The sequence below is a fragment of the Stenotrophomonas sp. TEPEL genome (assembly GCF_004348785.1).
In the GTDB taxonomy this organism is placed as follows: domain Bacteria; phylum Pseudomonadota; class Gammaproteobacteria; order Xanthomonadales; family Xanthomonadaceae; genus Stenotrophomonas; species Stenotrophomonas indicatrix.
Genome location: NZ_QQXJ01000001.1, coordinates 3,796,044 through 3,820,365 on the forward strand (window position 1 = coordinate 3,796,044; position 24,322 = coordinate 3,820,365).

Here is a 24,322-nt window from a genome sequence, read left to right on the forward strand (position 1 = left end):
GCCTCCTCCGGCGGCTTCAGCGGCGAAGGCGGTCGGAGCACCGAGGCTCAGCGACACGGCGACGGCCAGCGCGGCCGAACGGAAGAGGGAATTGCGAATCATGCGAGCGTCCTTGAATGGGCACGGAGGGTGTCCTGGCTCGCGGGGCCGTTCTTCGACGGCCCGGCCCTGCATCTGTCTGCGCGGGGTAGGCTGGCTGGGTAGCGCGGGAATGGTAGCAGGTAGGGGCCGTGGCGTCCGCCTGCGGATGCAGGGCGGACGCGCTGTTCGGCGCTGGACGCCTAGACCATGCGCGGGGCGTGCACCTGGGCCAGCTGCTGCTCTTCCTGTTGACGCTGGGCATCACGCTGCGGCTGTGCCTGCGCCAGTTGCTCGATGCGCTCGAACGAGGCTGCCACCGGCGTCTGCGCTGCGACATCTGCCGGCAGACTGGCGCGCTGATGCGCCGGGTCGCTGCGGTCGCCCTGCACGATGAAGAGGTTCGGGGCGGCATCGCCACGGCGCTCGCCGAGCAGCACATCGTCTACGCGCGTGAACTGCTGCTCTTTGGAGAGCACCAGGAGGCTGGCGCTGACGTTGCCGTTCTGGGCGCCGAAGTCTCCGAGGTCGGCCACCTGCTGGTGAAGCTGATTGAGGCGAGTGTGATCGGCGTGGGATGGATCGGCGGGGGTTCCGGCCGCGGCGATGGAGCTATTGCGAAGATGCTCGCCATTCTCAGTGAACATCCACTCCCGGAACGTCTGTTTCGGCATCGGGTTCCACTGCACCTTGTCCAGCTCGCTGCCCTTTACCTGCTGAGGAATGGCGTTGACGGCGCGGATGTTGTCCAGAACCTTGGTGGCACCCTCGTAGTTGTTGATCTCCCCCGCAAGCCCCACTGGCCGCAAGCCTGCGTGGTTCAGCGCACCCCACGCGAAATCGGTACAGGCGTTGGAGAAGAAGTCGTAGTTCATATCGAAGCCGTGCTTCTTCGGATCAGCCGAGAACTCGAGGATGCGGTCGTACTGCTCCTTGCTGATCTCGATCGTTCGCTCAAAGCGAGAGTTGTCGTAGACCCATACATCCATGTCATCGACCTTGCCCCTGTTCGGGTTCTCCTTCGTCCCCGCCGAGGTGAAACCAACGCTCTCCGGCAAAGGCTCGCCCGAGCGACGCAGCGACAAGAACATGTGCCCCGCGAACGATGGCTCCAGCAGCAACCTGTTCCCTTCAGCGTCACGTCCGTAACGGGGTGTACCGGGAGCCGCCAGATGGATGGTCACGCTGTAGCGCTCGGCGCCGTCCTTGTGCATATCTACTTTACTAGTGATTGGTAGCCAACGATCAATTCTGCTTTCAAGCCTTCCAGCTCGGGTCGATCCTCAACAAGATCTACCACCAGAACGTAGCGCCCCGGTGCAATTCCCCCGACCTGCGCCAACTGCAGCGTGCGATAGAGCACCTCTTCAGAGTACAACCCCGCCTCGGCAAGACTGTTGATATCAACGCTCCCGGTCGTCAAGTCCGTCACCACGCCATCATCGGGGATCTTCTGCGAGTCATGCCCATCGCGGGTGCGCTGCCAGAGCTGTACAGGGCCAGGCGTGCTGGCATCGATCCGTTCCAAGCGCAGCCGCGTTGGCAGCCTTCCCAGCGTGATCTTCTCCGACGCATCCAGCAGGCGGCGCGCGTCGGTTTCCTGCAGCCGCAGCCCGACGTTCAGGATCGGAATGGCCGGCTTTTGAGGCGCGGGCAGGTCGAAAGTAACCTCAGCAATTCGCCCGGCCTTCTGCAACTGCACTGCGCGCGTGAACGGGACCACGGTCCGGGCCGCAGCCTGCGCTGGTGTCAGAAGCGTGGGCGCTACCTCAGGTGCTGATGATGCACGGCACGCCACCAGCACGCCCAGCACAACCAAGGTCACCAGCACCCGCTGCAGTTGCACGATCACTGCTCCTTCAACCGCAGCGAATCCGCCACATCCGTCTGTGCCGCTACTTCAGTAGCGATGCTCGCGCGGCGATGCCCGGGGTCATCGCGGTCGCCCTGCACGATGAAGATGCTCTCGGCCTCGTGGCTGCGCTTGGTAGGCCGGCTGAGCAGCACGTGGTCCACGCGCGACAGGTTGTTCTGCTTGGCCAGCACCAGCAGGCTGGCGCTGATGCGCTGGCTGGTGTCGTCGAAGGTGCGCCCGTGTGCGGCGTCCAGCTCGGCCACCTTCTGGATCAGCTGCGCGAACAGCCGGTGATCCGGGTGCGAGGGGTCCAGCAGCGTGCCGGCCACTTCCATCGGGCTGGGCGGCGGCTCGTCGCTCGGGCGACCGCCTTCGCGGTGCAGCTCGGCCTCGCGTTCGGGCATCGGGTGGTGCTGTTCGCGATTCAGCTCACTGGCCGGGAATGGCGCCGCAATACACTGGATTTCCGGCAGGTTGAACAGCACCGCAAACTCGCCCAGGTTGCTACCGCCGTCCAGCGGTGCCGGCTGCGAATGCAGGCCAGCATAGTGCAGCGCGGCCCAGACGAAATCGCTGCAGCGGTTGATGGTGGCCGGGCGATCGACATCGAAGCCGAACTCGGCCGGCTCCTCGGCGAAATCGCGCAGGCAGCCGTAGTGCTCCTCGCTGATTTCCAGGGTGCGGCTGTAATACGGGTCGCGGTGCTCGTCGGCGTCGTCGTGTACGACCTCGGCGTACTGCACACCGGCAGCGGCCTCATCGGGTGGCAGGCGCGGCGGTGCGAAGCCGTAGCTCTGTGCTTCTTCGCCTGTCGCGGTCTGGAAATACATGTGCCCGCGCGGTGAGCTGCCGCCGCTGTTCAGCGGGGTGCCGGGCGCGGCCAGAAAGAGGGTTACCGTGTAGCGTGTTGCTTGCTCCATGCCTGCTCAGCCTTGTTGGGTACTGCGGTCCTGGCCGGATGATCGCATAGGTGGGTTCACGGGCAGGTGGACAGCCCGGGCCGGGGTGGCGGTGGCTTGCTGAATGTGTGAACCAGGGACCAGTACTTGGCTTTTAGGACACATGTAGGACACATGCGTCTGGAGAGGCGAAGGACGAAACCGTATAGTCGAAGCCCAATGAGCAATGGAATTGCCGATGAATACCAAGCTGGCTTGGATCCTCCGCGCTCACTTTGCGGTCCCATCCGCTTTGAGCCGCCACATGGCCCACGCTTACTGGCGCGTTCTGCTCACGCCTTGCCAAGCGGTGAAGCAGGGTGACTCCCATGTCGTATTGCGCTCCCCCTGTCCGCCCGCCGTGCGGCAATTCGACGTAACGGGCGAATGGCCATGCAGTTGGAGATGCTTGCTCCATACTCCTGACGCTCCTCCATGCAATGCCGCCGGCTGATCTGCCGTCAAAGAGCTCACCGAATGTCCTAGGATCAACCATGCGTCTCTGCTTCGAACCCAGGCCGTACTCCTCCTTTGATCCCGTCAGCGGAATCACGATTCCCAGACCACGTGTTCTCCCGGGCGAATTGGCGGATGGAACAGTCGTAACGGAGTACCAGTACGCGTTCTATCATTGTGACAAGCGAGTTGGCGGCCTGGGTTTCCACGGAACGGACCAGCTCGCAGAGGTCAACGGCCATACAGAGCGAGTCTTCACCTTTGACCTCGGCCACGATTGGTTGATCACCTACATGCTCGAATTCAAGACGATGGTTGGCAACGCCGACAATGACTTCTCGTTCTTGCGAGACCTTGCTCAAGGGCTGGCAATGGCATATGCCGGCCAGACCGACAACGTCGAGAACCTCCGATACGTCGTGATCACCACCGTAAGTGCACTGGCGATTGCCGGCGTGCTGACCCCGGACCGGGGTCTAGTCGCTTCCGATGGCCATGTTGTGCTTGCCGAAGCCTATGTACCCGTCAATGCTCACTGAGGGGTGACATCCTGAGGGATGGCGGGTTGGTCGAGCACCGCCAGGCCAGACGAATGGCGGGCAATACAAGGCTCACTCCCTCATACAGAAGATGCTACGCCATCATTCACTGACAGGCCCCAACGACTTCATCATCGGAAAGCAGGACAAGATCGTGCCCATTGAGTTCAATCCCCAAGCAAGAACCGCTATCGACGCGTTCAGCGGACTAGTCATCTCGTTCCCAAGAATCGTCGCCTCAGACATGCCAGATGGAGACGAAGTCACGGAATATCAGTACACCTTCCGACGAGGGGGGCGGATCCTTGCAGCCATGTCTGTACTTGGAACCGAGGAACGAACTGAGAAGGGTGATCACTGGGGTTGGAAGTACACCCTGGACCTGAGCTCCACCCACGCCTTGGAGCTGATAGCGAGGCTCAAAGCCGACCTCGGCAATACCGATGACCCAATGGATTTTCTACGGGCTGTTGCGAAGGGTCTGCTGGCTGTTTTCGCCAATCAGACCGACAACTCGCGGGATGTCCGTTACTTCGTTCTCACGCGAGCAGGCGCACTGAGACAAGTTGGTATCGAAGTCCCTGAAGGTATTCCGTTGGCAGCTGATGGCCGAATCATCCTGGCCGAGCTCTCTGTCCCCGCTCACGTGTTCTGAGGTCAGATGACATGGGGCAGTTCGCATTCAAAGAATTTGCACTAGCCACATTGAAACCAGCAACCAACGTGGCTGATGGTAGTCGGCTTTCCGACCAGCAGAAGGCTCTCGTTGTTGAGTATCTGACTTCTCCCGGCTCGGGCCCAGATGGATCAACGAGCTACGAGGACTTCGTCAGGGAAAAGATGCGCGTCCATCCGCCTCTCCTTCCGAAAGACGTCGAGTACATTGCGTTCTCGGGGATCGACGGAGGAAAGATCCCAAATTTCGATAACGCAACCGAGTATCAAAGGAACCTTGAGGGTAGAGCGGCGATCATCGGTGATACGCCTTGGGGACATTACATTGATTCGCTGAATGAATATCCTGAAATTCATCAGGACTTCCATGCCGTCAAGGACAAGTTCCGAGACTTCATGAGTGCTCGTGGATTCGTTCCCAAAGGGGAGCCCATCAGCGCGCTCCAAGACATGATGTGGAACGCAGGCAGTCCCAAGTTCTTCGAGAACGCCATCGCCACAGGCAAGCCCTTGCTGGCATTTGTCGAGAATGCCCAGCCCGGACGTGGCTTCGACAAATTTGAACTAGCCACCGCCCTCGATCACCCCACTGTCCGTATCAACGGCTACCCGATAAGCGCATTCGGCCCCGAGCCACTGGCCTTCGCAAGCCAGTCTGCCGCCGAGTACCAGGCACTTGAGCGCAATCTCGCGCAGCATGCCACCACCAACAGCACACAACCCGTCGACGTCGCACAGGTGCGCCTGCATCTCAAACCCATCGAGGGCTATGACGCTGTCGGCAAGACGCTCTTCGAACGACCGCTGCACGATTACAGCGCGTTGAACCTGAGCGAGATGTCGACCACGCGCGCGAACTGGGTCGCCGCGCATGCCAATCTGGGCACAGGACCGCACCTGTTCGCAGACCTGCCCGAACCACCATCGCACGCACCCTTCCAGCCAGGTGCACCGCGCGGCCCTCCCCATGCGGCAGCCGCTGCCGAAGCAGTCGCCGACGTTGCACCGCATGGCGTACATGCCGGAATGAACCCCGCCATCAAGGTTGCCGGCGTTGCGGGTGTCGCCCTGCTTGCGCACGACTTCGCCACCTCCGGGCACAAGTGGATTGAGCTGAACTCGCAGGGTAATGCAGCAGGTGCAGATTCCACCGCTGCGCATTTCGTGGGCCGCAATGTCGGTGGTGCAATAGGCGGCTTTCTCGGCGGCGCCGGTGTCGGCCTTGCGTCGGGCTCGTGGACAGGCCCTGGCGCCATTGCAACCGGCATCGGCGGCGGCGTCCTGGGGGCGTACCTCGGCGAACGCTGGGCCGAGCAGAAAGACATCGAACGCGTCTACTCCCAGATTGACCCGATGGGGCGCACCTGGACACGCAATCCGGCCGACCCCAATGCGCGATGGCTGCGAGCCGGCGAACAACAGCAGGTTCAGAGCAGCGACCTCGGTACCGGCGTGGAAGTCCGCCCGCTGCAGACGGCACAGGGTGACGACGTCACCTTCCGCACCAGCTACGTAGCCACCGGCACATTGGAGCGCCAGTTGAACTGGCAGGCGGCTCGAGCCTCCTATGAGCTGGGCCTGTCGAACCCGCCACCACCACAGAATCCCTACCGGCTGAACGCCAATGGCTTGGCCGAGCCCGCGCGAGGTGCCTTCGAAACCGATCGCGCCTTTGTACGCGACACCGGCTCGGGACAATGGGAGCTGGAGATCAAGGAAATGGTGGATGGGCGAGTGCCCAGCAGCCGCCATCTGCCAGTCTCGGCGGAGCAGGCACAGGCGCTGGATGAACAATCACGCACGGTCATCGCCCAGAACGCGTCAAACACCAAAGCCGCGATGGCTGCGCGCTATATGGTTGCTCACGAGCAAGGGCGTTGGAACGACTTCGGCGACGCGAACAATCCATCCATTCCCCGTGCCGTTCAAGACGCGCAAGCCAGCGCCGACACGTTGAAGGCAAGTGATGGCAATGCCTACACACGGCAAGCGGACGGCCAATGGGTCAGCAAGGGCGTGATCTTCGACAGCACCGCCAACCGAAACCTAAGCGACGAGCTGGAGATCACCTGGAAAAGCCTGAATGACGGCATCGCCGGGCTGCACGACATCGCCCGGCATCTCAAAGACAGCGCCCAGGTTGCACCCGAGGGTATTCGCGGCCAGGTGGATGCGCTGTACGCGCGCCATGGAATCGAGCGCACCGAGCAGCAGCTTGCGGCTACAGCCGTCGCTGTGGAGCAGACGCTGGATCTGCAGGGCAGGACGGGCGATGTGGTTCTGGAACTGATGCCAGACCCACGCACCCACGCGCCCAGCGCAAATAGTGCCATCGCCACGTTTGGTGACGCGGGCGGCAACCGGATGGTGCTCACCGGCACTACCACTATTGAGGACATTGCGCGGGCTAAATTGCAGCTTCGGCCTGAAGCTTCGCTGGCTGCCCAAGGCGCTGCGTCTGCAGATCAGGCGACGACGCCCGACGTGCCCGAGCTACGCATTGCTGCGTTGACTGCAAAGGAGCAGGACGCACACCGGCAAGCCCTGCAGGAGGCCAATCGCCTAGGCAGCGCGGTGGTGGATGCGCAGCAGGCAGCGTCTGCGGCAGTGCTGGAGGCGCGAGGGGTGCAGGTTGACCTGGTTGAGGTACTGAGGGTCGACAGTGACCTCCAACGAGGTGCGGCACCCAGCGCTGCCATTGAACCCTCTCGCAAGCCAGCTCCGGCGCCTGCTCCTGTCATCGCGGTGCTCTCGACGGCGGTTGTTGAGCCAGAGCACACACCTCCGTCGCGTGAGAGTGAGCAGAGAGTAGATAGTCGCTCTGAACGGCAAGCCGACTCGGCGCAGCGTGCAGAGGATGCCGCCCGGCAGAGCGCTCGGAAGGAGGAACCGGTACCCGCTGCACTAGTAGTGGGCGCTCAAAGTGCCTCGCAGCATGAACCGAATGTAGAGCAGGCGCGACAGACTCAGAGTACCCAGGGGGTAATTGCTGCGGCCATTGCAGGATCAACCCAGCCAGTTCAGATGCAAGAGCCCAAGGCTGAGCCTCCTGCGCATCAGGCCGGTGTTGAGCCGCAGATGCTTACGGACGCACTGCCGGTACAGGGTGCCGCCGCTGCAGCTCAAGACGAAGCAGAGAAGCCACTGCCGCGACCTTTTGAGAACGAGCAGGCGCCAAGGACCGCGCAGGACGTCCCGCTGGAACACCCAGTCTCGCCGCCACCGGCCCGGGACAATCCGGAGCTGGAGGCTGCAGGACCCAGAACCGCTGAGGTTGGCGGAGACGCTACCCATCAGGCGGCGCTCCCCTCCTCGCCCTCAGGTGAGAAACGCAACCTCGCAGAACATGCACACCCGCAGCCCACCGCTCTGGCGGAGAGCAACCCAATGCAGCCCGGCCATCCCGATCACGCGCTCTATCTGCAGATCCGCGAGGGCGTGGAGGAGCTGGACGCCAAACATGGCCGAAGCTTCGATGCGACGAGCGAGAGAATGACCGCCAGCCTGCTGGTTCTGGCCAAGGACAATGATCTGTCCCACGTCGATCATGTGCTCGTAAGCAACGCCACGGCAGCGCATCCCGCCGGCCATACCCTCTTCGTGGTGCAGGGCGAGGCGGACGATCCCGCCCATTTGCGGGCATCTATGCCCACCGCAGAGGCCGCGCAGACACCTGTGGAGCAATCACTGCTGCAGTTCGATTCGGTCAGCAGGGAGGCGCAGCAGCGCGAACTGGCCAATCAGCAGGAGCAGCAACTGCAGGACGAGCGAGCACAGCAGGACATCCAGGTGCGCGCGGCCAGCATGGGCTGAGCGCCGGGTTCAGATGGAGGTCACGATCAGCTGGCGCTGAGAACCTCAGCAGCGGTTCTTCATTCCAATCCATCACTCAGGTGCCAATCCGCCACCGGGTCGGCCAGCGGGTTGCCGGTATAGATGCTCTTGTTGGCCGCATCCAGCACCACGTTGAACACCTTGCGCTCCAATGAGATGCAGATTTCCGATGCTGGCAGAATGGAGAGGAGGGACGCGCCGCCAGCGCGCGCCCCTCCACAAGCTACCTCCGTGACTGTGCTGGTGAGAAGCATGGCGCGGCCTCGGCAACGCGATTGCGCAGCTGCGCGCCGATCACATCCGCGGCATCGCACTCCGGCAGAATCTCGCCATGCAACTGCGATCGCAGTGTCTGCCAGCGATACTGGAGCACTCGCCACTGCCGCTCGTCATAGGTGCCTTCAAATACCACCGGACGCACTTGGATGCGCGGCATCGGCACGGTATCGTCGGGACATTCAATCGCTCTCTCCAGCAACTGCTGCCACAGGCTGCCCATCCGGTCCACCCGTCCAATCTGCTGCTCCACTACGGCCGGGTTCCATTCCAGGTGCAGCAACACCACGGTACGGCACGCCAGATGCAGGTTAAGCCCCTCACGTCCCACCTGCGACTGGGCGATCAGAACCCTGGGATTCGCATTGGCCCGGTTGAATGCCAGCTGCAGCAAGCGGCGGGTGCCCGGCGCAGTGTCGCCATTCAGTTGGCGCGCGAACCCGCCTTGCTGATGCGAGTAGTCCTGCCTAAGCCGCTCAAGTGTTGCAGTCCACGTATTCTCGCCGCAGGACCCATCGTCAACCTCCCCGCCAGCATCATCGGTCAACGGATCCAGGTTGGCAGCCGCCTGCATAAGCTCAACGAATGCAGTGGCCAACTGCACTGGCGTCGGGTCTTCGGCTTCACCCTCCAGATGATCGGCCAAAGCACGCGCCACCACTGCCAGTGCGCCGACTACGGATGAGGCACCACTGCGGGGTTGGCGCTCATCCTCGAGCATCTGCAACGGCACGGCAAAACGCGCCCCAAGCAGCGGATCCAAGGAGGTGAAGCCGACCTTCAATTTGCGCAGCAAGCCGGTACGGAAACGTTGCCGACTGTTCTCGAGTTCACGGTAGCCGGACTGCAGCTTCTGTTCGATCGCCTCCAGGTCGACTTCGCGGTGGAAAAGCTGCCGATGCGCCACCTGCAGTGCCACACGGTCATCATCACTATGGAGGCCACTCTGCGGCCACACCTTTCCTTCGTCCAGAGCGCGGAGCATCGCCCGTGCGTTGAGAAGGTGTTGAAGAGCGTTCATCGGCGCACGGTAGTGGCCGAACACAAGCACCTTTTCATTCGCGGCAACGCTCTCGATGGCGTCCACCGCTGCCAGCAACGCGGGGTGGGTGTAGGCCGCTCCATTTCCCGGCGCGGCTTCGCGCACGGCACGTTGCATTGCCCTGTGCCACCACTCGGCACGTGCCTTGCGCTTGCTGAAGGCCGCCGCATCATCCAGCACCGAGGAGCTGAGCTCCGGCTGCAACGAGGTTTCCTCCGTTACCGCGTCGATCAACCCACTGATGCCGTGGCCGTTGCCTACAGTCAGCCGGTGCCGCTTGGCGCGATTGTCCAGCACGCGCGTTGAGGTGAACGACAGCGCCTCAGCCGCACACACCGCACGCATCCAGGGCTCGGACATCGTGGACGGATCCATCCTCACCTTGATTGGACGGACTTCACGATAATCCTGCCCAGCTGGCGTTGCATGCCTTGAGAACTGCTGCACCGTAGGATCCTCACGCTTGTCCCGACGCAGCAGATAGGGATCCAGCGCATTGCGGTAAGCCGCCGCTGCTGCCAGGTAGGCCTGCTCGTGCCCCTCATTCATGGGCGCACGGCGCAAGTCATCCACACTGGCAACATACTTTTTGATTACATCCACCGGCGGCTTGGCGACACCTATACGCCGCAGGCTCTGCTCCCACTGCGATGCGTCCAGCTCAACCGGCGTTGCACTCATTGCAAGGCAGCGTGCAGAACTGCTGCGCAGTAGAACATCATCCAGCAGAGTGGAAAGCAGGCTCTCCTCGTTCCGGCTCTTGTGCGCCTCATCGATGATCACAAGATCGAAGGCTCCAAGCCCCAACCCCGTCACCTGATCCACGGCACGACGCAGCGCGCTTCGAGCGGCATGGTTTTCGCCGTTCGCAGTTTCGCTCCATGCTGGAAGCTCTTCATGGATGTCCTGCAACAGCAACCCCGAAGGCGAGGCAGAGCCGACTATCGACAGATTTTCGATGAGCGCCCCTGCGGCGCGCGACACGCAACCCATCAGACCCTGCTCGAATTCCCCGTAGCCGTTCGGCCACCGCTTGCCAAGTATTTCCTTGCGGTAGCGTGCGAGCGTGGCCGGCAGCAGACTCCAGCGATAGTCAGCCAGCTTCCCCGGTGCCCATCGATTGAAACTGTGCGATACCAGTACCAGCTTCTCCTGCAGCCAGGGCCGCTCGGTGCCAGCCCCGTCCCAGGCCTGCAGGAACTGCCGGTAGCTGCGCAGCAGGGCCGGAGGTTGCTGGCCCACCAGCGCGAACTCGCGCCGCCATTGCTCGTCCAGGCCAGGCGGAGCAACGACGACCACCCGTCCGCCCGCAGCAATCACGCACTGCGCCAGTGCCACTGCGATACGTGTCTTGCCCATACCGACCTCGTCGGCAAGGATCACGCCATTACGCCGAAGGCGCGTGCATAGGGCGCGCAGGGATTCCCGCTGACCTTCGATCAGCGCCAACCGCCTTTCCACGTCCGACCCGCCATCGCCGAGCAGCACTTCGGCCTGCATCGCGACGTCATCCCAGCTGACCATCATCTGCTTCATTCCAAGCCCTCCAGCGATGCCAACCCCGTTGTTCCCCATGTGTCCGAGATCACCTGCAGGGCAGCCTCGTAGCGTTGGCCGTGCTCGCTGTGCATGTCTTCAGCAAAGGCAGGGCGGAAAGGTTTTGCGTGCAGTGGCGAGAGGGGATCCAGCCCCAAGGTGACGAACTGCCCAACTGCGGCGCTATGACGTGTCTGGCACAGGGTCTGCTGCAGCCGCTGGCACCAACGCGGCCAGTCAGTCACTGGTACCCGTACCTGGCGGTCGGCAATGCGCTCCAGCAACCCCATCATCTGGCGGATGGCGGTGTCGTCGCCCGCCGCACCATCGGACACCGGACGGGGGGGGCTGCTCTTCGTCGCCGGATCACGCGGAAGTGGATCTCCCAATCCCTCCTCTTCTTCGTCTCCTTCAGGATCAGGCATGCCCGGGAAGGCCAGCAGCTGGCTTTCTGCATGATCCAGGTCCAGTGCGCCCAAGGGGGTTGCGGCGACACGCCCATCGGCATCCACTACGGGAATCACCGCCTCACAGAAGACACCGCTCCCGGTCCAGCGCACACGCACCATGCGCGGCACCTCACCTGGCCATGCAAAACCTCCATCCACACGCCTGCAGGGAACGCATGCGTCGTCCAGCACCTCGAACGGCGTAGCCAGATCGTCATCCTGCGGCGGCAGCTGCAGCAGCCCATCTGCCTCCCTCCATTGGAGGAAGGCCACCGGTGCAGCGTAGTACTCGCTCGCTGGTGGCTGCCATGCCTCTCCAGCCGACAGCCCTGGTGCATCTGGCACCAGCAGGTCACCGGCGATGGGCAGCGCATCCTGCAGATCCAGTGCCAGCTTCGCGCGCAACCGTGCACCCCAACTGGCCTTCGTCTCGAACAACAGCATCCCGGCTTCAGCATTGCCGCCCTCCGGCGACATCGGCAGCATCATGCCGGCCGGCGTCAGATTGCCTGAGCCCAGGTACACCCATACATGGGCCCAGTTGGAGCCGTTGCGTTCCGCCCGCGCCGCCACCATGAACTTGGCATGCAGCGCTCGACCGCTGTAGACATCTCCGATGACGTCGGCCACCTTTGCGGCATGCACGTGGATGGGATGCTCGGGATGCTGCGCGAGCTCGGCAATTGAATGCGCGATGGCCTGGCAGGCGGCAGGGTTTACGTGCAGTTCCAGCTCTGCGCGTTTATCCAGCAGCCCTCGTGCCTTGAGCTTCTTTACGATCTGCAGTGGCACGCTGGCACAAGGCAGCGCGCCGCTTTTGTCCGGCAGCCCTGCCGATTCGAAGAATCCCGACCCCATCGCCAGCCGTGTGGCCTTTGGTCTTTCATGCCTCTCAACCGCATTGAGCACACCATCAAACAGGCTGCGCGAGCGGTTATGGACGAAGCGGGGCCTGCGCTCGCGTAGGGCCGGCTGGTACTTGGAGCACACAGCAAGCCAGGCAGCAAGGTTGGCTGCGGCTGCACCAGCACCCATAGGTGCCGGTGCTTCCAGCAGACGGGTATCGTGCAGGTCGATCAGCCATCGCAGCCAATCGCGGGCGGCGATGATGTCCACGCATTCCTGGGACAAGGCATCCCCCAGCGTCGCACTGTCCACCTTGACCTGGCAGGACAGGTCCAGGCTGTCTTCCACGGTCTGGCGCGTCCAGTTGCCTGTGGATACCACCAACCGCACGTACCACCTGTCAGGTTCGCTCTGATGGCGGAATCCCAACAAGGCCACCTTCGCGTGCAGGAGACGGAATGGAAAGGGGTTCCGGCTCTCGTTCCGCAGCGGCAGATGCGCCAACCCGGGTACGGCCGTCGGCAGCAGTGCGGGGTGGCGCGGGTCCAGCATGAGCGCCAGACGCACCTCTCCACCGGCCTCGCGTTGCGACTTGCTCTGGCCTGTGAAGCGATACGCAGCCTCGTTGAGGAAACTGGCGTCGGCAGAGAAACCACAGATCCAGCCGAACTCACCAGTGTGATCGGCAGGGGCCTCGAAATGCTTCAACAAGGAAGGACGGGGCGTAACGTTGCCGCTCATGCCGTCACCTCCGTGGCGGCATTCCGGGTCGTGATCGCCACGTCCAGTTCGCCGGCAAGATCGAGATAAAGCAAGTACATATTCTCCACGCGATAGGAGATGCCAGCCGGAAGCGGTAGGCCATTGCGCCCCGTTTCAGCAACCTCCTCATCGGCTCCTTGCTCGCCTTTTTCCACCGCAGGGGGACGACCGCTATAGGCCGGTCCGGGGCGCGCGCAGTCGTCGACCAGGCACAGCACCTGATCATCACGTCGCAACAACGCGCGCAGCACGTCGGCCTCTGTACCCACGCACCCACTACAGAATCGGTTGGCATCCTCGTCGTAGTGGTTGAGCGCCAGGAAGCTCTGCGCATGCACGGTCAATGCCCGCAATGCCTGATGCACCGGGAGTGGCAGTGTCCCATCCACCTGCAGGGAACGGCGCTGCCGCGTGTCCAGTTCGCCTTCGACACTGTCCAGCACCGCCACTGCGGCGTTGCGGACTTCGATAAGCTTCGTACCCGCACGCAGGTCGTGCCAGTGCGCGGCATCCAGCTGAGTCGGTCCCTGCACGTCATCCAACGACGCGACGCTGCCCGGCTCTGCGTGCAGGCAAGCCATCCAGTCCCATGCTGCTTTCCGCCGCTGGCATTGTTGTTCCGTGAGGGTCGCACCCTTCAGGAGCGCTTGCTGCAGCCAGTGCCGGGCATCCTCATCCAATCCTTCCAAGGGATTCAGCGCTGCAACAACCCCGTGGCTCTTCCAGTTGAGTGGGCTGCCCATGACCCAGTAGCACAGGTGGTCGACCAGGGTGTTTTTGCCCACCAGAAGGTGGCCAATGCTGGAACCAAGGAACACATCCGCCTCTTCGCCGCACTCGAACGCGTTGAACCGAACGCTGGGGGCCAACGCCAGGCCAAGCGACGGCAGTGCCTGCGCGGTGGACATGCGCATCGGCTGCGATACGTAATAGCTGGACCGGCATGCGTGCTTGAACGAGGGAGCCGTCGTATCACGGGAAAGCTTGTTGCGGCCACGCATCCGCCAGTCCGGGCTCCATCCGTTGTGACGGTAACCGATGGTACAGGCCACCGCCTCGATGGCATTGGCGACCTGGATATGCGACTGGCGGATGTTCCACGTCCTGAGCCGCTTGGCCACTGCCATTGCCAAAACGGTGTACAGCGCCTGACGCCCATACCAGAGTCCGCCCAGGCCCGGAACCGCCAGTTCGTTGAAACGGCGTACCGCCCGGCCCAGCCCGAGCGTGCGGGTGCGCCGGTTGCTGGGTACCCGGTCTGGGCCGAGCAACCCCCAATCACTTCCTGCCATCATTCTTCCTTTCATGAACCCAGTGAATTGACCGCATTACGCGACGCTGTTTGACGAACGTGCCGCTGGCAGCGCCGGGTTTGCGTACGTAGCAGCCAGCAACCGCACATCAGCCTGCATCTCCGCCCGCAGCGTCGCAGGCTCCAGCACCTCCACCTGGCTACCAAAACCGCGTAGCCACCAGCGCAGCGGCTGGTCCAGCGATACCGTGGCCACCACGTCCACCTGCGCGCCGTCAGCCAGCTCGTGCAAGGCCTGGTCTGCAGACAATGGGGTTTCGCGCAGGTGCTCTGCGGCGGCGCTGGTAAAACGGGCCATCAGTCGCACTGTGCCCTGGTCTTCGTAGCGCCCCGCTCTATCGGCGTACACGGCGAAGTCGAAATCCTGCGGCACTACGCAGGCAGCAGCCTGCACCTGAGTTTCCGAAAGGCGGTGCAGCGCCAGCTGGCGGATGTCCTGGTAGCCATCGAAGGTGCAGGCCAGGTAGTGCACCTGTCCACGAATGATCAGACCCAGCGGATGGATCAACGCATGGCGCCCCTCGCGCGCCCCCTTGGAGCGGTAGATCGCTGATAGTTGGCGGCGCAGTGCCAATGCCTCATGCACATCATCCAGCACTTCGGCGTCCAGTTCAGGAGCCAGAAGGGTCTTCACCGAGGGCTGCACAGCGGTGCGCTGGTGCCAATCCTTCCAGATACCTGCCGCCAGCTCCCTGCGTGCCATCTGGAACAGAGGCTGCAGTTCACGCTGTGTCGCGGCGGGAAGCAGGGTTTTCAGGTGCTGCTGCGCCAGAAGCAGGGCCATGCCCTGCGGTACGCTCAGGCGCGGCATGAAGTCGAAGTTGGCGTCCTTGTGCCAGCTCCAGAGGAAGGGACGCGCGGTTTCATCCACCTCCAGCGGGAACATCCCCAGCAGATTCTGCAGGTCGCGCTCGATGGTGCGCTTGCCTGCCGTGATACCACGCTGCGCCAGCCCCTCGCACAACTCTCCCGCAGTGATGTGGCGCGGAGCGCGCGGAATCATGCGCAGCATGTGCCATTGCCGCTGCAGGGTATCGGTACTGTTGCGTGACACGCGGTTCTCCTTGTCGATGGCGTACGTCATAGGATCGTTCGTGCTGCGACGCCGGCTGTCGCAGCCCCGCGCAGAATGGAAGACCACGGAACGACAGGGGGGCACGGATGCCCCAAGGCTGCACGCAACTGATCTGGCTCCCTGAAAACGGACGCCATGAAGCCATTTCAGGCGGCAGCCCTGAGCTGCCGGGCGTATGCATTGGGCGATTGATAGCCCAGTGCCGAGTGTAGCCGGGCGGGATTGTAGAAGCCGTGGATGTAGGTGGCGAGGGACTGGCTGGCCTGCTCCCGGCTTGAGTAAGGANCAGCGGCCTCTTCGACCTTGAGCGTGGCAAAAAAGCTCTCGGCTACTGCGTTGTCCCAGCAATTGCCAGGCCGGCTCATGCTTTGGACCACCCCGNGGGATTGCAGGAGCTGGCGAAACTCATTGCCCCAGTATTGCCCGCCTCGATCCGAATGGAAGATCAGGCCAGGCCGTTGCGGATGCAGGGCCCAAGCGTTGGCAAAGGCTTTCACCACCAGGTCCTCGGTCATCCGGTCGGAAGTGCTGTAGCCCAGCACCTGTCGGGTCTGGACGCTGATGACCACCGCCAGATGCAGCCAGCCCTGACGGGTGGCGACATAGGTGATGTCTCCGACCCACGCCGTCGGCCCGGCACCAGGAGCGAATTTTCGATCCAGCAGATTCGGGGCGAGGGTCGAACTTCCGCCGGAAGCGTTGCGCCGCCAGCGCCCCTTGGTCTTACCCTGGATGCGCTCCTCGGCCATCAGCCGCGCCACGCGCTTATGGCCGATGTGATGATTCCGGTCGCGCAGGGCCCTGACCAGCCGATGTCGTCCATAGCTGCGCTTGCTAGCCGCATGGATAGCCCGAAGCTCGGCACGGAGTGCTGCATCGGGGTCGGCGGCTGCGCCGGACTGTCGGCGCAGATAGTCATGGAATCCAGAGACGGATACTCCGAGAACACGGCACAGCACCCGAGTCGGGTAGCGAGTCCTATGACTGGCGANGAAGGCGTACCTCACTTGGACTCTTTGGCAAAGAACGCCGCCGCTTTTTTTAGGATTTCCCGCTCCATCCTCAGGTTGGCGTTCTCGGCCCGCAGGCGGCTGATCTCGCTTTCCAGGTCGGTGGCCGGTCTACGGGCCTCCGAGGTCAGCGACCGGCCGGCCCGAACAGCGTCGACCCAATTGGCCAGCGTTTTGACCGACATCTCCAGTTGTCGGGCCGCTGCGGCTGGGCCGAGTGACTCGGCCAGCGCCACAGCCTGGTGCTTGAACTCATCGGTGTAGCTACGGCGGGTGATACGGGACATAAAAGAACCTCCAAGTGCGATCAAAGTATCGCTTCTTGGCGTCCGCTCACGGGGAGCCAGATCACTGCGGCTGGGCCGAGTGACTCGGCCAGCGCCACAGCCTGGTGCTTGAACTCATCGGTGTAGCTACGGCGGGTGATACGGGACATAAAAGAACCTCCAAGTGCGATCAAAGTATCGCTTCTTGGCGTCCGCTCACGGGGAGCCAGATCAAACGACCCCACGAGGAAGATCATGTTCAGGATCATCGGAGCAACTGTTGTATACGGATGGGCGCTGTACGGACTGGGTCGCTGGCTGAGCGAGCAGTACAACAACGCTGAAGAAGAGTGAGTGCGGCTGCCATGTGGGGCCGCACGCAGCACTGGACCTACAGCTGCAGCCATTGCAGCTGGAAACGCACGACCCCACCTTGCGGAGACGTGCGCATCAAGGGCTTCACCCATTTCACCCACTGCCCCCACTGTCAGTCGGCACCGGTGGCGTGCCGCCCGGCCTCCACGCTGGACAGCCTGTTTGAAGGCTTGCCCGAAGCCTGGCTGCGGGCAGGCAAGCGCTGAGAGTTGCGACATGGCTCAGCTGCGGCTGCCGTCCAGGGTGAAGAACACTTCCACCCGGCGATTGCGCGGATCAGATGGTGGCACCTCGGCCAACGGTCGCGAGTCGCCATAACCGGCCACCACGATCCGCCGGGCAGAAGTGGCGTCCAGTGTCCCCAGCAGGGTCTTGCGCGCCTCGCGGGCGCGCGCGGCCGACAGCGTGAAGTTGTCGTCGTAGACGGTGCAGAAACGCGCGAAGTCGGTGACAGGACGCTTTACCGGTGCGTCGTCGGTATAGCCTTCCACGAAGATCCGCCCCGCAGGGTGGTCGCGCAGGAAGGTTCCCACCTGTGCTTCCACCGCCTGCATGGCTGCACCGGCGGCAGGTGTTACACAGGCACTTCCCTGCGCGAATACACCGTCACGCAGAGTGATGCGTCGACTGGCAACGTCAACACTGATCAAATGCCCTGCCACCTGTGTACCCAAGGTTCCCTGCACCTGCTGCAGCAGCTCGGCCACCGGGTTGCCAGTGGTCGCATCCAACGCGGCCAGGTCCCGCTGGTGCTGGGCCTCGGCGAACTGCCGCTGCAGGACGACCACGGCCAGCATCAGCATCACCACCGCCAGCACGCCGGCCATCAGGTCGGAGATGGCCACCCATTCGTTGGGCTTATCCTTCATCCGCCCAGCACCGCCTCATCCTCCACCCTGGGTGGGACCAGACGACGGAGTTCCGCATGGAACGCTTCCAGATTGTCGGCCTGGCGCCTCAGCAGGTCATAGGTACTTTGGTGCGCATCTACCAGGCGCTTGGTGCCTTGGGACACCACCTCGCGCAGCTGTTGGCCTTCATTGCCATCGCGCTGCATCGCGGCCTGAACCTTGTGCAGAGTCACTCCGACCAGTTCCAGACTGGCATGCGCAACTTTCAACTGGCCACCCACCTCAGCCGCGCTTCGGGCAGCAGTTGAAACCGCCTTGAGCCCGGTCTTGATCTTGATGCTGTTGGCCTTGATGTAGTTCGTCGACTTCACGATGCTCTCCTGGGCCGCATCAGTCACGAGCTTGAGCGATTCGAGACCCTCCTGCTGCCTGTGCGAAGACGTTTCGATGCTCCTCGAAACCTGGCCCAAGGTCTGCTTTGACTCCGTCGTGAACATCTCGATTGAGCTGCTCAAGCCACTCGCGATCGTCCCCAGATTGCTGGCCATTGCGCTGACGCTGTCCCGCAGCGAGGTATCCATGCGTTCGATGGTGCCTCCCAATTCCTCCTTGATTGTTCCCAGCGTGTTGCGTACACCGACGTCGAATGCAGCGATGACACCAGACACGTGCTCGGCAGCACCGTTCATGTTCGAAGCCGCGGCCGACATGGTGTCGGCGCTGCGCTGGATGGAGCCGCTGAAGGCCTCCTGCGAGGCGGTGAACGCCACCAGCACCTGCTGGGTATCCAGTGCAATCTCGTTGCCCTGCTCCTGCATGGCGAGCAGCGCCTCCAGTGCCTGTGCAGCCTGCTCGGCGACACCGCGTTGCGCGGCTTGATCGGCCTGCATGCGTTGCTGCAGCTGCGCGAACGCATCGCCAAGCAGCACCCGCAGCTGCTCGGCGGCAGCACGGTCAGCCTGCAGCCGCAGGCTGCGATCCTGCTCCAGTGCAGCCATGAACTGCTGGCCCAGGGCCAGCACGGCCTGCTGCATCATTTCGGCCGTGCCGTCATGATGTGCCAGGCGCAGGCCACGGTCCTGCTGCAGCCTCTGGTCCAGAGAGCCATCCATGTTCACGGCCACTTCTGCCAACGCATTCTGCATGCGCTGGCTGCGCTGCTCTTCCAGGTGCTCGCCCGCCTGCCTGGCCTTGTCCATCTCCAGCGTCATGCGGGCGATCACCCACTGCTGGCGCTGGGTCTCCCGCCCCATGCCCGCCAGTACCAGCTTCACCAGCAGGAAACCGAGGATGCCCCAGGTGGAGGTCCTGAACTTGGTGCCCAAGCCCCCCATCATTTCCAGCAGGTCGTTCATCCCGCCATCAAGCGCGTTCTGGGCGTTGGCATTGCTCAGGATGGAAGAGGCACTGTCCAAGGCAATGCCCAGGCCCACAAAGGTACCCAGCAGGCCGAAGATCAGGAGCAGGCCCGGCACGATCTCCGCATACTTCTCCGGCTTGGTGGCAACGGCGTCGCACACATCGTTGAACGAGCCGTGGTCCACATCCAGCCCGGTATTGCCGCGCTCCTTGCCTTCCCAGTTGGCCTTCCAGTTGTCAGGCCGCGCAGTGCGCCACACCCCCACAACGGTCGCCACTGCGGCGCCGAGGATGATCGCGAAGAAGGCCAGCTGGAACGGCTCACTGAAATCCGGCCAGATGAAGTCAGCGACGTGTACAAGCATCAGGCCGCAACCTCAACCAGGCGCTGCACGCGCTCCAGGCACTCATCCTCGAAGATGTTGGCGAAATCGATGATCAGTTCCTGCTGCCTGGGCGTGAACTCGTTCCACTGCTTGCCCTGCTCGGCACCCTGGATGATGAGCTCGCCAACCTGCTGCCCGGCATCGATCAGGTAGCCCATTCCAGCAGCCTCAAGCTCCTCGGCGGGGCGCTCAAGGACCTGCAGGAAGCCTTCAGCCGCATGCAGGTACTGGGAGAGCGCCAGCTTTTCGTCCGCCAGGTCGTCGAATGCTTTCTGCTCAAGCGGTACGGAGAGACGAAGAACATCCAGTTCAGCCTGGTCGGCTTCGTCAAGGCGCCCATCTGCCGAGATGGAGAGCTCCGCCTCCAACCGGCGCAGCTTCACCTGCCTGGCGGGCAGCGTATCGTTCATTGCCTCCCACTGCGCTTCCAGTGCCTGGTTGCGCATGTGCCATGCCGGCAGCATTTCCTCGAAGGCGAACGGCAGCAGGCCACGACCATGTCGACGCTGCAGCAGGTCGTCCAACGCCTGCGCATCCTCGCTCGACAGAGAGGGATCCGCATTGAGCAGATCGGACGCCACGCGCACCAGGAAGATGTCGTCCGTATCAATGCGGCTCTCCGTCGCCGCCGCAAGCCGTGCATTCGCTTCCTTCAACAGCTTCTGCGTGGCGCGCAGGCGAAGGAAGTGGTCGACGTCGGCCACTTCGCCGGTCTCCACCAGTGCATTGATCCTGTCCTGTGCAAGCACCAGATCATTGACCATCGCCACCACCGATACCGCATGGGCCTGCTCGCCGCTGAAGCTGCCGGCAGCATCGCGGAACTTCTGCTGATACTGCTCGGCCTGTGCGCGCTCCGCGGCATCCAGCTCCACCTGCACGCCCTGCTCCATCGCCGCGTTCAGACGCTTGGCGAGCTCGATGGTCCAGCTCACCGCCTTGTCAATCCACTGCAGCACTGGAGAGTTCTCCAGCGCCAACAGCGCATCAATGGCCAGAGCAACGTTCTTGATCAGCGGATGCGGGGCACCCGTGCGCAGCCACGCCGTAGCCTGTTTCACATACGGGCGAGCGGTCTTCCACAGATCCTTTGCCTTGGCGACGGTCTTCTCGCCGTCGGTGGCTACCAGGGTCACGACCTTGACCGCGGTTTTCTTGACTACTTCCCAGGTCTTCTGTGCGGCACTGGCAACCTTCTGTGCCGCCGAGCTGACGAAGCGTGCGGTTGCCGCAACTGCATTGGTGAACCATCCCATGGCTGTGTTCCTTTGGTGGTAGAGGAAGGGCGTGCTTACACGCCAAGAAGATCGCGGGCGGCCTGCGCGCCACTGGGCGAAGACGCAGTTCGCCCGACGTGCTGCTGTGCGCGCTGTATGTCACTGATCGCCTGTTGCAGGTGTGGCCAGCTCAGCTTCGCCAGTGCGGGCTGGCAGTCGGCGTCCAGCAGGGCCTTGGGCAACGCCAGTCGCAGGCAAGTGCGTATGTCCCGCCCCGAGAGACCGCGCGAGGCGTCGACGGCCTGCCCCAGCAGCGCAGCCCGCTCGTCAGCCAGCGGAATGCCGGGCACCAGCATGCGGTCCCAGAGCGCGTGGCGGGCGAGCCTGTCGGGCAGGTCGAAGTGGATGTGATAGCTGATACGGCTGCGGAAGGCTTCGTCGTAGTTGCGCGCGAAGTTGCTGGCGAACACCACGATGCCTTCAAAGCGCTCCAGCTCGATCAGCAGGGTCGAGCGCATCGCGTTGACCTCGTTGTCCACGCCCTGTGTCACATTGGAAAGTCGGGCGCCCAGCAGCGTATCGGCCTCGTCGAAGAACAGCAGCGAGGCACTGTCGTGGGCCATCCTGAAAGCGGCCTGGATGTTGCGTGCGGTTTCGCCCATGTAGCGGCTTTCCAGCTCGGCAATGCCGATGTGGTGGAAGCCCAGCCCCAAGGTTCCGGCCAGCGCCTCGGCGGCCATGGTCTTGCCCGTGCCCGGCGGCCCATGGAAGTTGATGACGCTGCTGCGGCCGAGCGGATCAACCGCCTCGAACCCCCACTCGCGATAGATGGTGCGATGGTGGCGGATGCGCGCCAGGCACTCCTGCAGCTGCACGCGCGTCTGCGCGGCCAGAACCACGTCCTTCTCCAGCGAGAAGCGCGGCTGCCGCGCAGCGGGTAGCGCGTGATCTGCCGGCACAACCGGCGGCGTGCGGTGACCAGCCCGGCTCATACCCGGACCGTCCAGCGGTGACTTCCCGTCATCAACATCTTCCTGTGTCCTGCTGGCCGGCAACAGCGCCGGCCCAGAGCGTGCGACAACCCTGCGACATTGCACGTCGCAGGGCGAACCTGAGGTCGGTATCGGCATCCGCGCGGGGGACTTGAGCCCCATCGGAGCGCTCGCCCTGTATGGGCTACGTGCTACCGCCAGCGGGCTGGCAGCTGCCTGGATCTCGCCACATGTGACACCCATCAATAGAAGAACGACGACACTGTTCTAACGCTGCCTGCGTTGGCGGGCAATCAGACCACTATGAAATGCAGAACCACGACGTGGACACCTCCCATCCTGTGAGACCCACTGCGGTCATCCTCCCCACCTCACCGGAGGATGACCATGACCAGAATCGCCCCCACATGGCTCGAAGCCTTCGACAAAGAGCTCCTCCACCTGTTCGCCATCGACCATAGGGATGCCGGCGTGGATGAGTACCTGCTGGGCTGCTACGCAGACCTTCCACCACGCCAGGCGGCGCTGGCATTCGGCAGCGACTACGACCTGGAGCGCGACGATGCGCTGTGGCCACGGCCGGGCGTGTCTTTGTGATCCGCGTAGCAGTCCGACACGCCGGCATTCAAGGCAAGCGATGCCTGAGGATGGCCGCTATGCTGATGGTGCACCGGAATGGAAACCACGTATGCCTCGTTTGAACACCGCCCTGGCACTGAACCTCGTTCTGATGCTGCTGGGCGCTCCACCTGCCATGGCCATGGCGGCAGACCCGCAGATTTCCACTGAAGTGTTTGTAGAGCGCGGTGACAACCCCACCTTCGAGCTGAAGCAGACGCCTGCCGTTGTCTATTCAACGGCCCCTGCCACGCCGCCCGATGCGGGGCTGCAGGTTCCCATGGAGGTGCTGTTGGTTGCTCAACTGGATGAGCTGGGCCACGTTTCCAACGTGATGGTGGCGCGGTCCAGCGGGCTGCGGGAGATTGATCGTGCGGCCTTTACCGCAGTGGACCGGTGGCGCTTCGAACCGATCGTGGTTGAGGGAGTCGCGCTGCATGCGCGGGTTCGGGTGCGTATGACCTTCGTGCCCACGGCCGAGGCACCGCCCGGCTGAACCGCTGCTCCAATCTGTCGTAATTGGTCCTAAGCCATGGCCCTGGCTGCGGGCATCCCTGTGCTTGGGCCCAATAGCGCCAAGCGCTTCAAGAACGTTGCGGCGCAATCGCTTGCCGGCTTAACACCGTGTGCGACAATGCCGAAAGCGTCAGGACTGGCAATCGTCAGTTCTGCAGTTTCTTGGCATTTGGCAGCTGCGCGGGTATCTCTTGGCGTGCCACCGAAAGAGGGTGGCGCGGGCGTCGAAAACCCGTTTTTCAGAGTCAAGTGTTTACGCTTGTCAGCCGGCGTCACCTCTGCGTGGCGCCGGCTGGCAATCCGTTCGCGTTCCATGGCGGGCGGTGCGTGGGGACCTTCGGGTCCGCCGACTGACTCTGATCGGTTTTCGAGCCACGCATCGTCCGCCGCCTTTATTGGTGGCGCTGCTATCTGTCCTGTACGGAGCATTGCCATGAACACGTCGGACTTCCGTTCCCTGCACGCGCAGTACGATCCGGACAACGCCGAAGCCGAAAGCGAACCGTCCGTCGATCCCAACACCTTCGTCGCCACGCTGCACCGCATCGGCACTGGTGCGGCTGCGGATGGTCAGCCTTGGCCGGAGAGGCATCAACTGCCTGGGCGTTGCCTTCAGCTGGCGGATGCGGATTGCGCGCTGGCCGGGCTGCGCGTGGTGGCGGAGCTGATGTTGGCTGCGGAACGGACCCGGCAGAACGGTGCGCCTGAGGAGTATTTGGGGGACCGGGTGATGGAAGGGTTGAAGATGGCTTGCGTGGCGCTAACGGCGCAGGCCAGTGCGTGCCTGCAGGTGCGCGGGTAGCGCCTACTACGCTGCGGGTCTGGTGCGCTGCGGCGGTGCTGCCGCAGCGCTGCCCATGAGGGTGCCGCCCGTAGTTATCACCACCACGCTCATGTTGATGGGCCTGGTGATCTCCCGGGCCGCCTGAGCGCAGGTGACACCGGGCTGGCTCGCCTGCTCAACCGCACCGCGCTTGAACTCGGCACTGAACTTCCTACGCTTTGACATGAAAACTCCTTATGGCCTAGATCGGCCTTCTTGCAAGTGTCCGTGGAAAC

19 protein-coding genes and 1 pseudogene are annotated in these 24,322 nt (G+C 63.1%); 6 read left to right on the top strand and 14 right to left on the bottom strand.

The features are described from left to right. Positions 1–281 precede the first annotated feature (281 nt). The 3 genes from TEP_RS17395 to TEP_RS17405 are packed head-to-tail and all read right to left on the bottom strand — an operon-like array spanning position 282 to position 2,853. Positions 282–1,292: an XVIPCD domain-containing protein gene (locus tag TEP_RS17395; RefSeq protein ID WP_132826106.1), complete on the bottom strand. Its 1,011-nt coding sequence runs from the start codon at positions 1,290–1,292 to the stop codon at positions 282–284. Between the two features lie 2 nt (positions 1,293–1,294). Further along, on the bottom strand, positions 1,295–1,930 hold the full coding sequence (locus tag TEP_RS17400) for a hypothetical protein (RefSeq protein ID WP_132826107.1): 636 nt from the start codon (positions 1,928–1,930) through the stop codon (positions 1,295–1,297). Then, the gene (locus TEP_RS17405; RefSeq protein ID WP_132826108.1) at positions 1,927–2,853 is read right to left on the bottom strand and encodes an XVIPCD domain-containing protein; all 927 of its coding nucleotides are present in this window, start codon (positions 2,851–2,853) and stop codon (positions 1,927–1,929) included. Before TEP_RS17405 ends, TEP_RS17400 begins: the two co-directional genes overlap by 4 nt. 512 nt (positions 2,854–3,365) lie before the next feature. Between TEP_RS17405 and TEP_RS17410 the strand changes: the two genes are divergently transcribed. From TEP_RS17410 to TEP_RS17420, 3 genes are all read left to right on the top strand, one after another. Next, positions 3,366–3,866: a hypothetical protein gene (locus TEP_RS17410; protein WP_088101275.1), complete on the top strand. Its 501-nt coding sequence runs from the start codon at positions 3,366–3,368 to the stop codon at positions 3,864–3,866. Between the two features lie 154 nt (positions 3,867–4,020). Next, complete coding sequence (locus TEP_RS17415) at positions 4,021–4,521, top strand: hypothetical protein (protein ID WP_132826109.1); 501 nt, start codon at positions 4,021–4,023, stop codon at positions 4,519–4,521. Between the two features lie 11 nt (positions 4,522–4,532). Continuing rightward, a complete protein-coding gene (locus TEP_RS17420) occupies positions 4,533–8,354 on the top strand; it encodes an XVIPCD domain-containing protein (RefSeq protein WP_132826110.1) in 3,822 nt (1,273 codons plus the stop codon). A gap of 244 nt (positions 8,355–8,598) precedes the next feature. Here TEP_RS17420 and TEP_RS17425 read toward each other — a convergent pair whose 3' ends face one another. The 10 genes from TEP_RS17425 to TEP_RS17470 form a co-directional block, all read right to left on the bottom strand. Beyond that, positions 8,599–11,229 (bottom strand): helicase-related protein, encoded by a 2,631-nt coding sequence (locus tag TEP_RS17425; protein ID WP_165933937.1) that lies wholly within the window; start codon positions 11,227–11,229, stop codon positions 8,599–8,601. Continuing rightward, positions 11,226–13,265, bottom strand: coding sequence for a hypothetical protein (locus TEP_RS17430; RefSeq protein ID WP_132826112.1), 2,040 nt, complete (start codon positions 13,263–13,265; stop codon positions 11,226–11,228). Before TEP_RS17430 ends, TEP_RS17425 begins: the two co-directional genes overlap by 4 nt. Beyond that, positions 13,262–14,578 carry a hypothetical protein gene (locus TEP_RS17435; RefSeq protein WP_132826113.1) on the bottom strand — a complete coding sequence of 439 codons (1,317 nt, stop codon included), beginning with the start codon at positions 14,576–14,578 and terminating at the stop codon, positions 13,262–13,264. Before TEP_RS17435 ends, TEP_RS17430 begins: the two co-directional genes overlap by 4 nt. Before the next feature lie 36 nt (positions 14,579–14,614). Then, entirely contained in the window at positions 14,615–15,682 is a 1,068-nt protein-coding gene (locus tag TEP_RS17440) for a WYL domain-containing protein (RefSeq protein WP_132826114.1), read from the bottom strand. A gap of 137 nt (positions 15,683–15,819) precedes the next feature. Then, positions 15,820–16,680 (bottom strand): IS3 family transposase, encoded by an 861-nt coding sequence (locus TEP_RS17445; protein ID WP_132826115.1) that lies wholly within the window; start codon positions 16,678–16,680, stop codon positions 15,820–15,822. After that, a complete protein-coding gene (locus TEP_RS17450) occupies positions 16,677–16,970 on the bottom strand; it encodes a transposase (RefSeq protein WP_093818797.1) in 294 nt (97 codons plus the stop codon). Before TEP_RS17450 ends, TEP_RS17445 begins: the two co-directional genes overlap by 4 nt. Positions 16,971–17,545: 575 nt before the next feature. Next, positions 17,546–18,193 (bottom strand): OmpA family protein, encoded by a 648-nt coding sequence (locus TEP_RS17455; RefSeq protein WP_132826116.1) that lies wholly within the window; start codon positions 18,191–18,193, stop codon positions 17,546–17,548. After that, positions 18,190–19,899 carry a hypothetical protein gene (locus TEP_RS17460; protein WP_132826117.1) on the bottom strand — a complete coding sequence of 570 codons (1,710 nt, stop codon included), beginning with the start codon at positions 19,897–19,899 and terminating at the stop codon, positions 18,190–18,192. Before TEP_RS17460 ends, TEP_RS17455 begins: the two co-directional genes overlap by 4 nt. Beyond that, positions 19,899–21,176, bottom strand: coding sequence for a hypothetical protein (locus TEP_RS17465; RefSeq protein ID WP_132826118.1), 1,278 nt, complete (start codon positions 21,174–21,176; stop codon positions 19,899–19,901). The genes TEP_RS17460 and TEP_RS17465 overlap by 1 nt, the downstream gene beginning before the upstream one ends. A 35-nt stretch (positions 21,177–21,211) precedes the next feature. Continuing rightward, positions 21,212–22,129, bottom strand: coding sequence for an ATP-binding protein (locus TEP_RS17470; RefSeq protein WP_132826119.1), 918 nt, complete (start codon positions 22,127–22,129; stop codon positions 21,212–21,214). 387 nt (positions 22,130–22,516) lie between these two features. On the opposite strand from TEP_RS17470, the gene TEP_RS17475 reads away from it, so the two are divergent. From TEP_RS17475 to TEP_RS17485, 3 genes are all read left to right on the top strand, one after another. After that, on the top strand, positions 22,517–22,726 hold the full coding sequence (locus TEP_RS17475; RefSeq protein WP_206140246.1) for a hypothetical protein: 210 nt from the start codon (positions 22,517–22,519) through the stop codon (positions 22,724–22,726). Between the two features lie 91 nt (positions 22,727–22,817). After that, positions 22,818–23,243 (top strand): energy transducer TonB, encoded by a 426-nt coding sequence (locus TEP_RS17480; RefSeq protein WP_132826121.1) that lies wholly within the window; start codon positions 22,818–22,820, stop codon positions 23,241–23,243. Positions 23,244–23,696: 453 nt separating this feature from the next. Continuing rightward, positions 23,697–24,065: a hypothetical protein gene (locus tag TEP_RS17485; RefSeq protein WP_132826122.1), complete on the top strand. Its 369-nt coding sequence runs from the start codon at positions 23,697–23,699 to the stop codon at positions 24,063–24,065. A gap of 111 nt (positions 24,066–24,176) precedes the next feature. Here the strand turns inward: TEP_RS17485 and TEP_RS17490 are convergent. After that, positions 24,177–24,272, bottom strand: a pseudogene (locus TEP_RS17490) (transposase); the annotation flags it as partial. Positions 24,273–24,322: the final 50 nt, after the last annotated feature.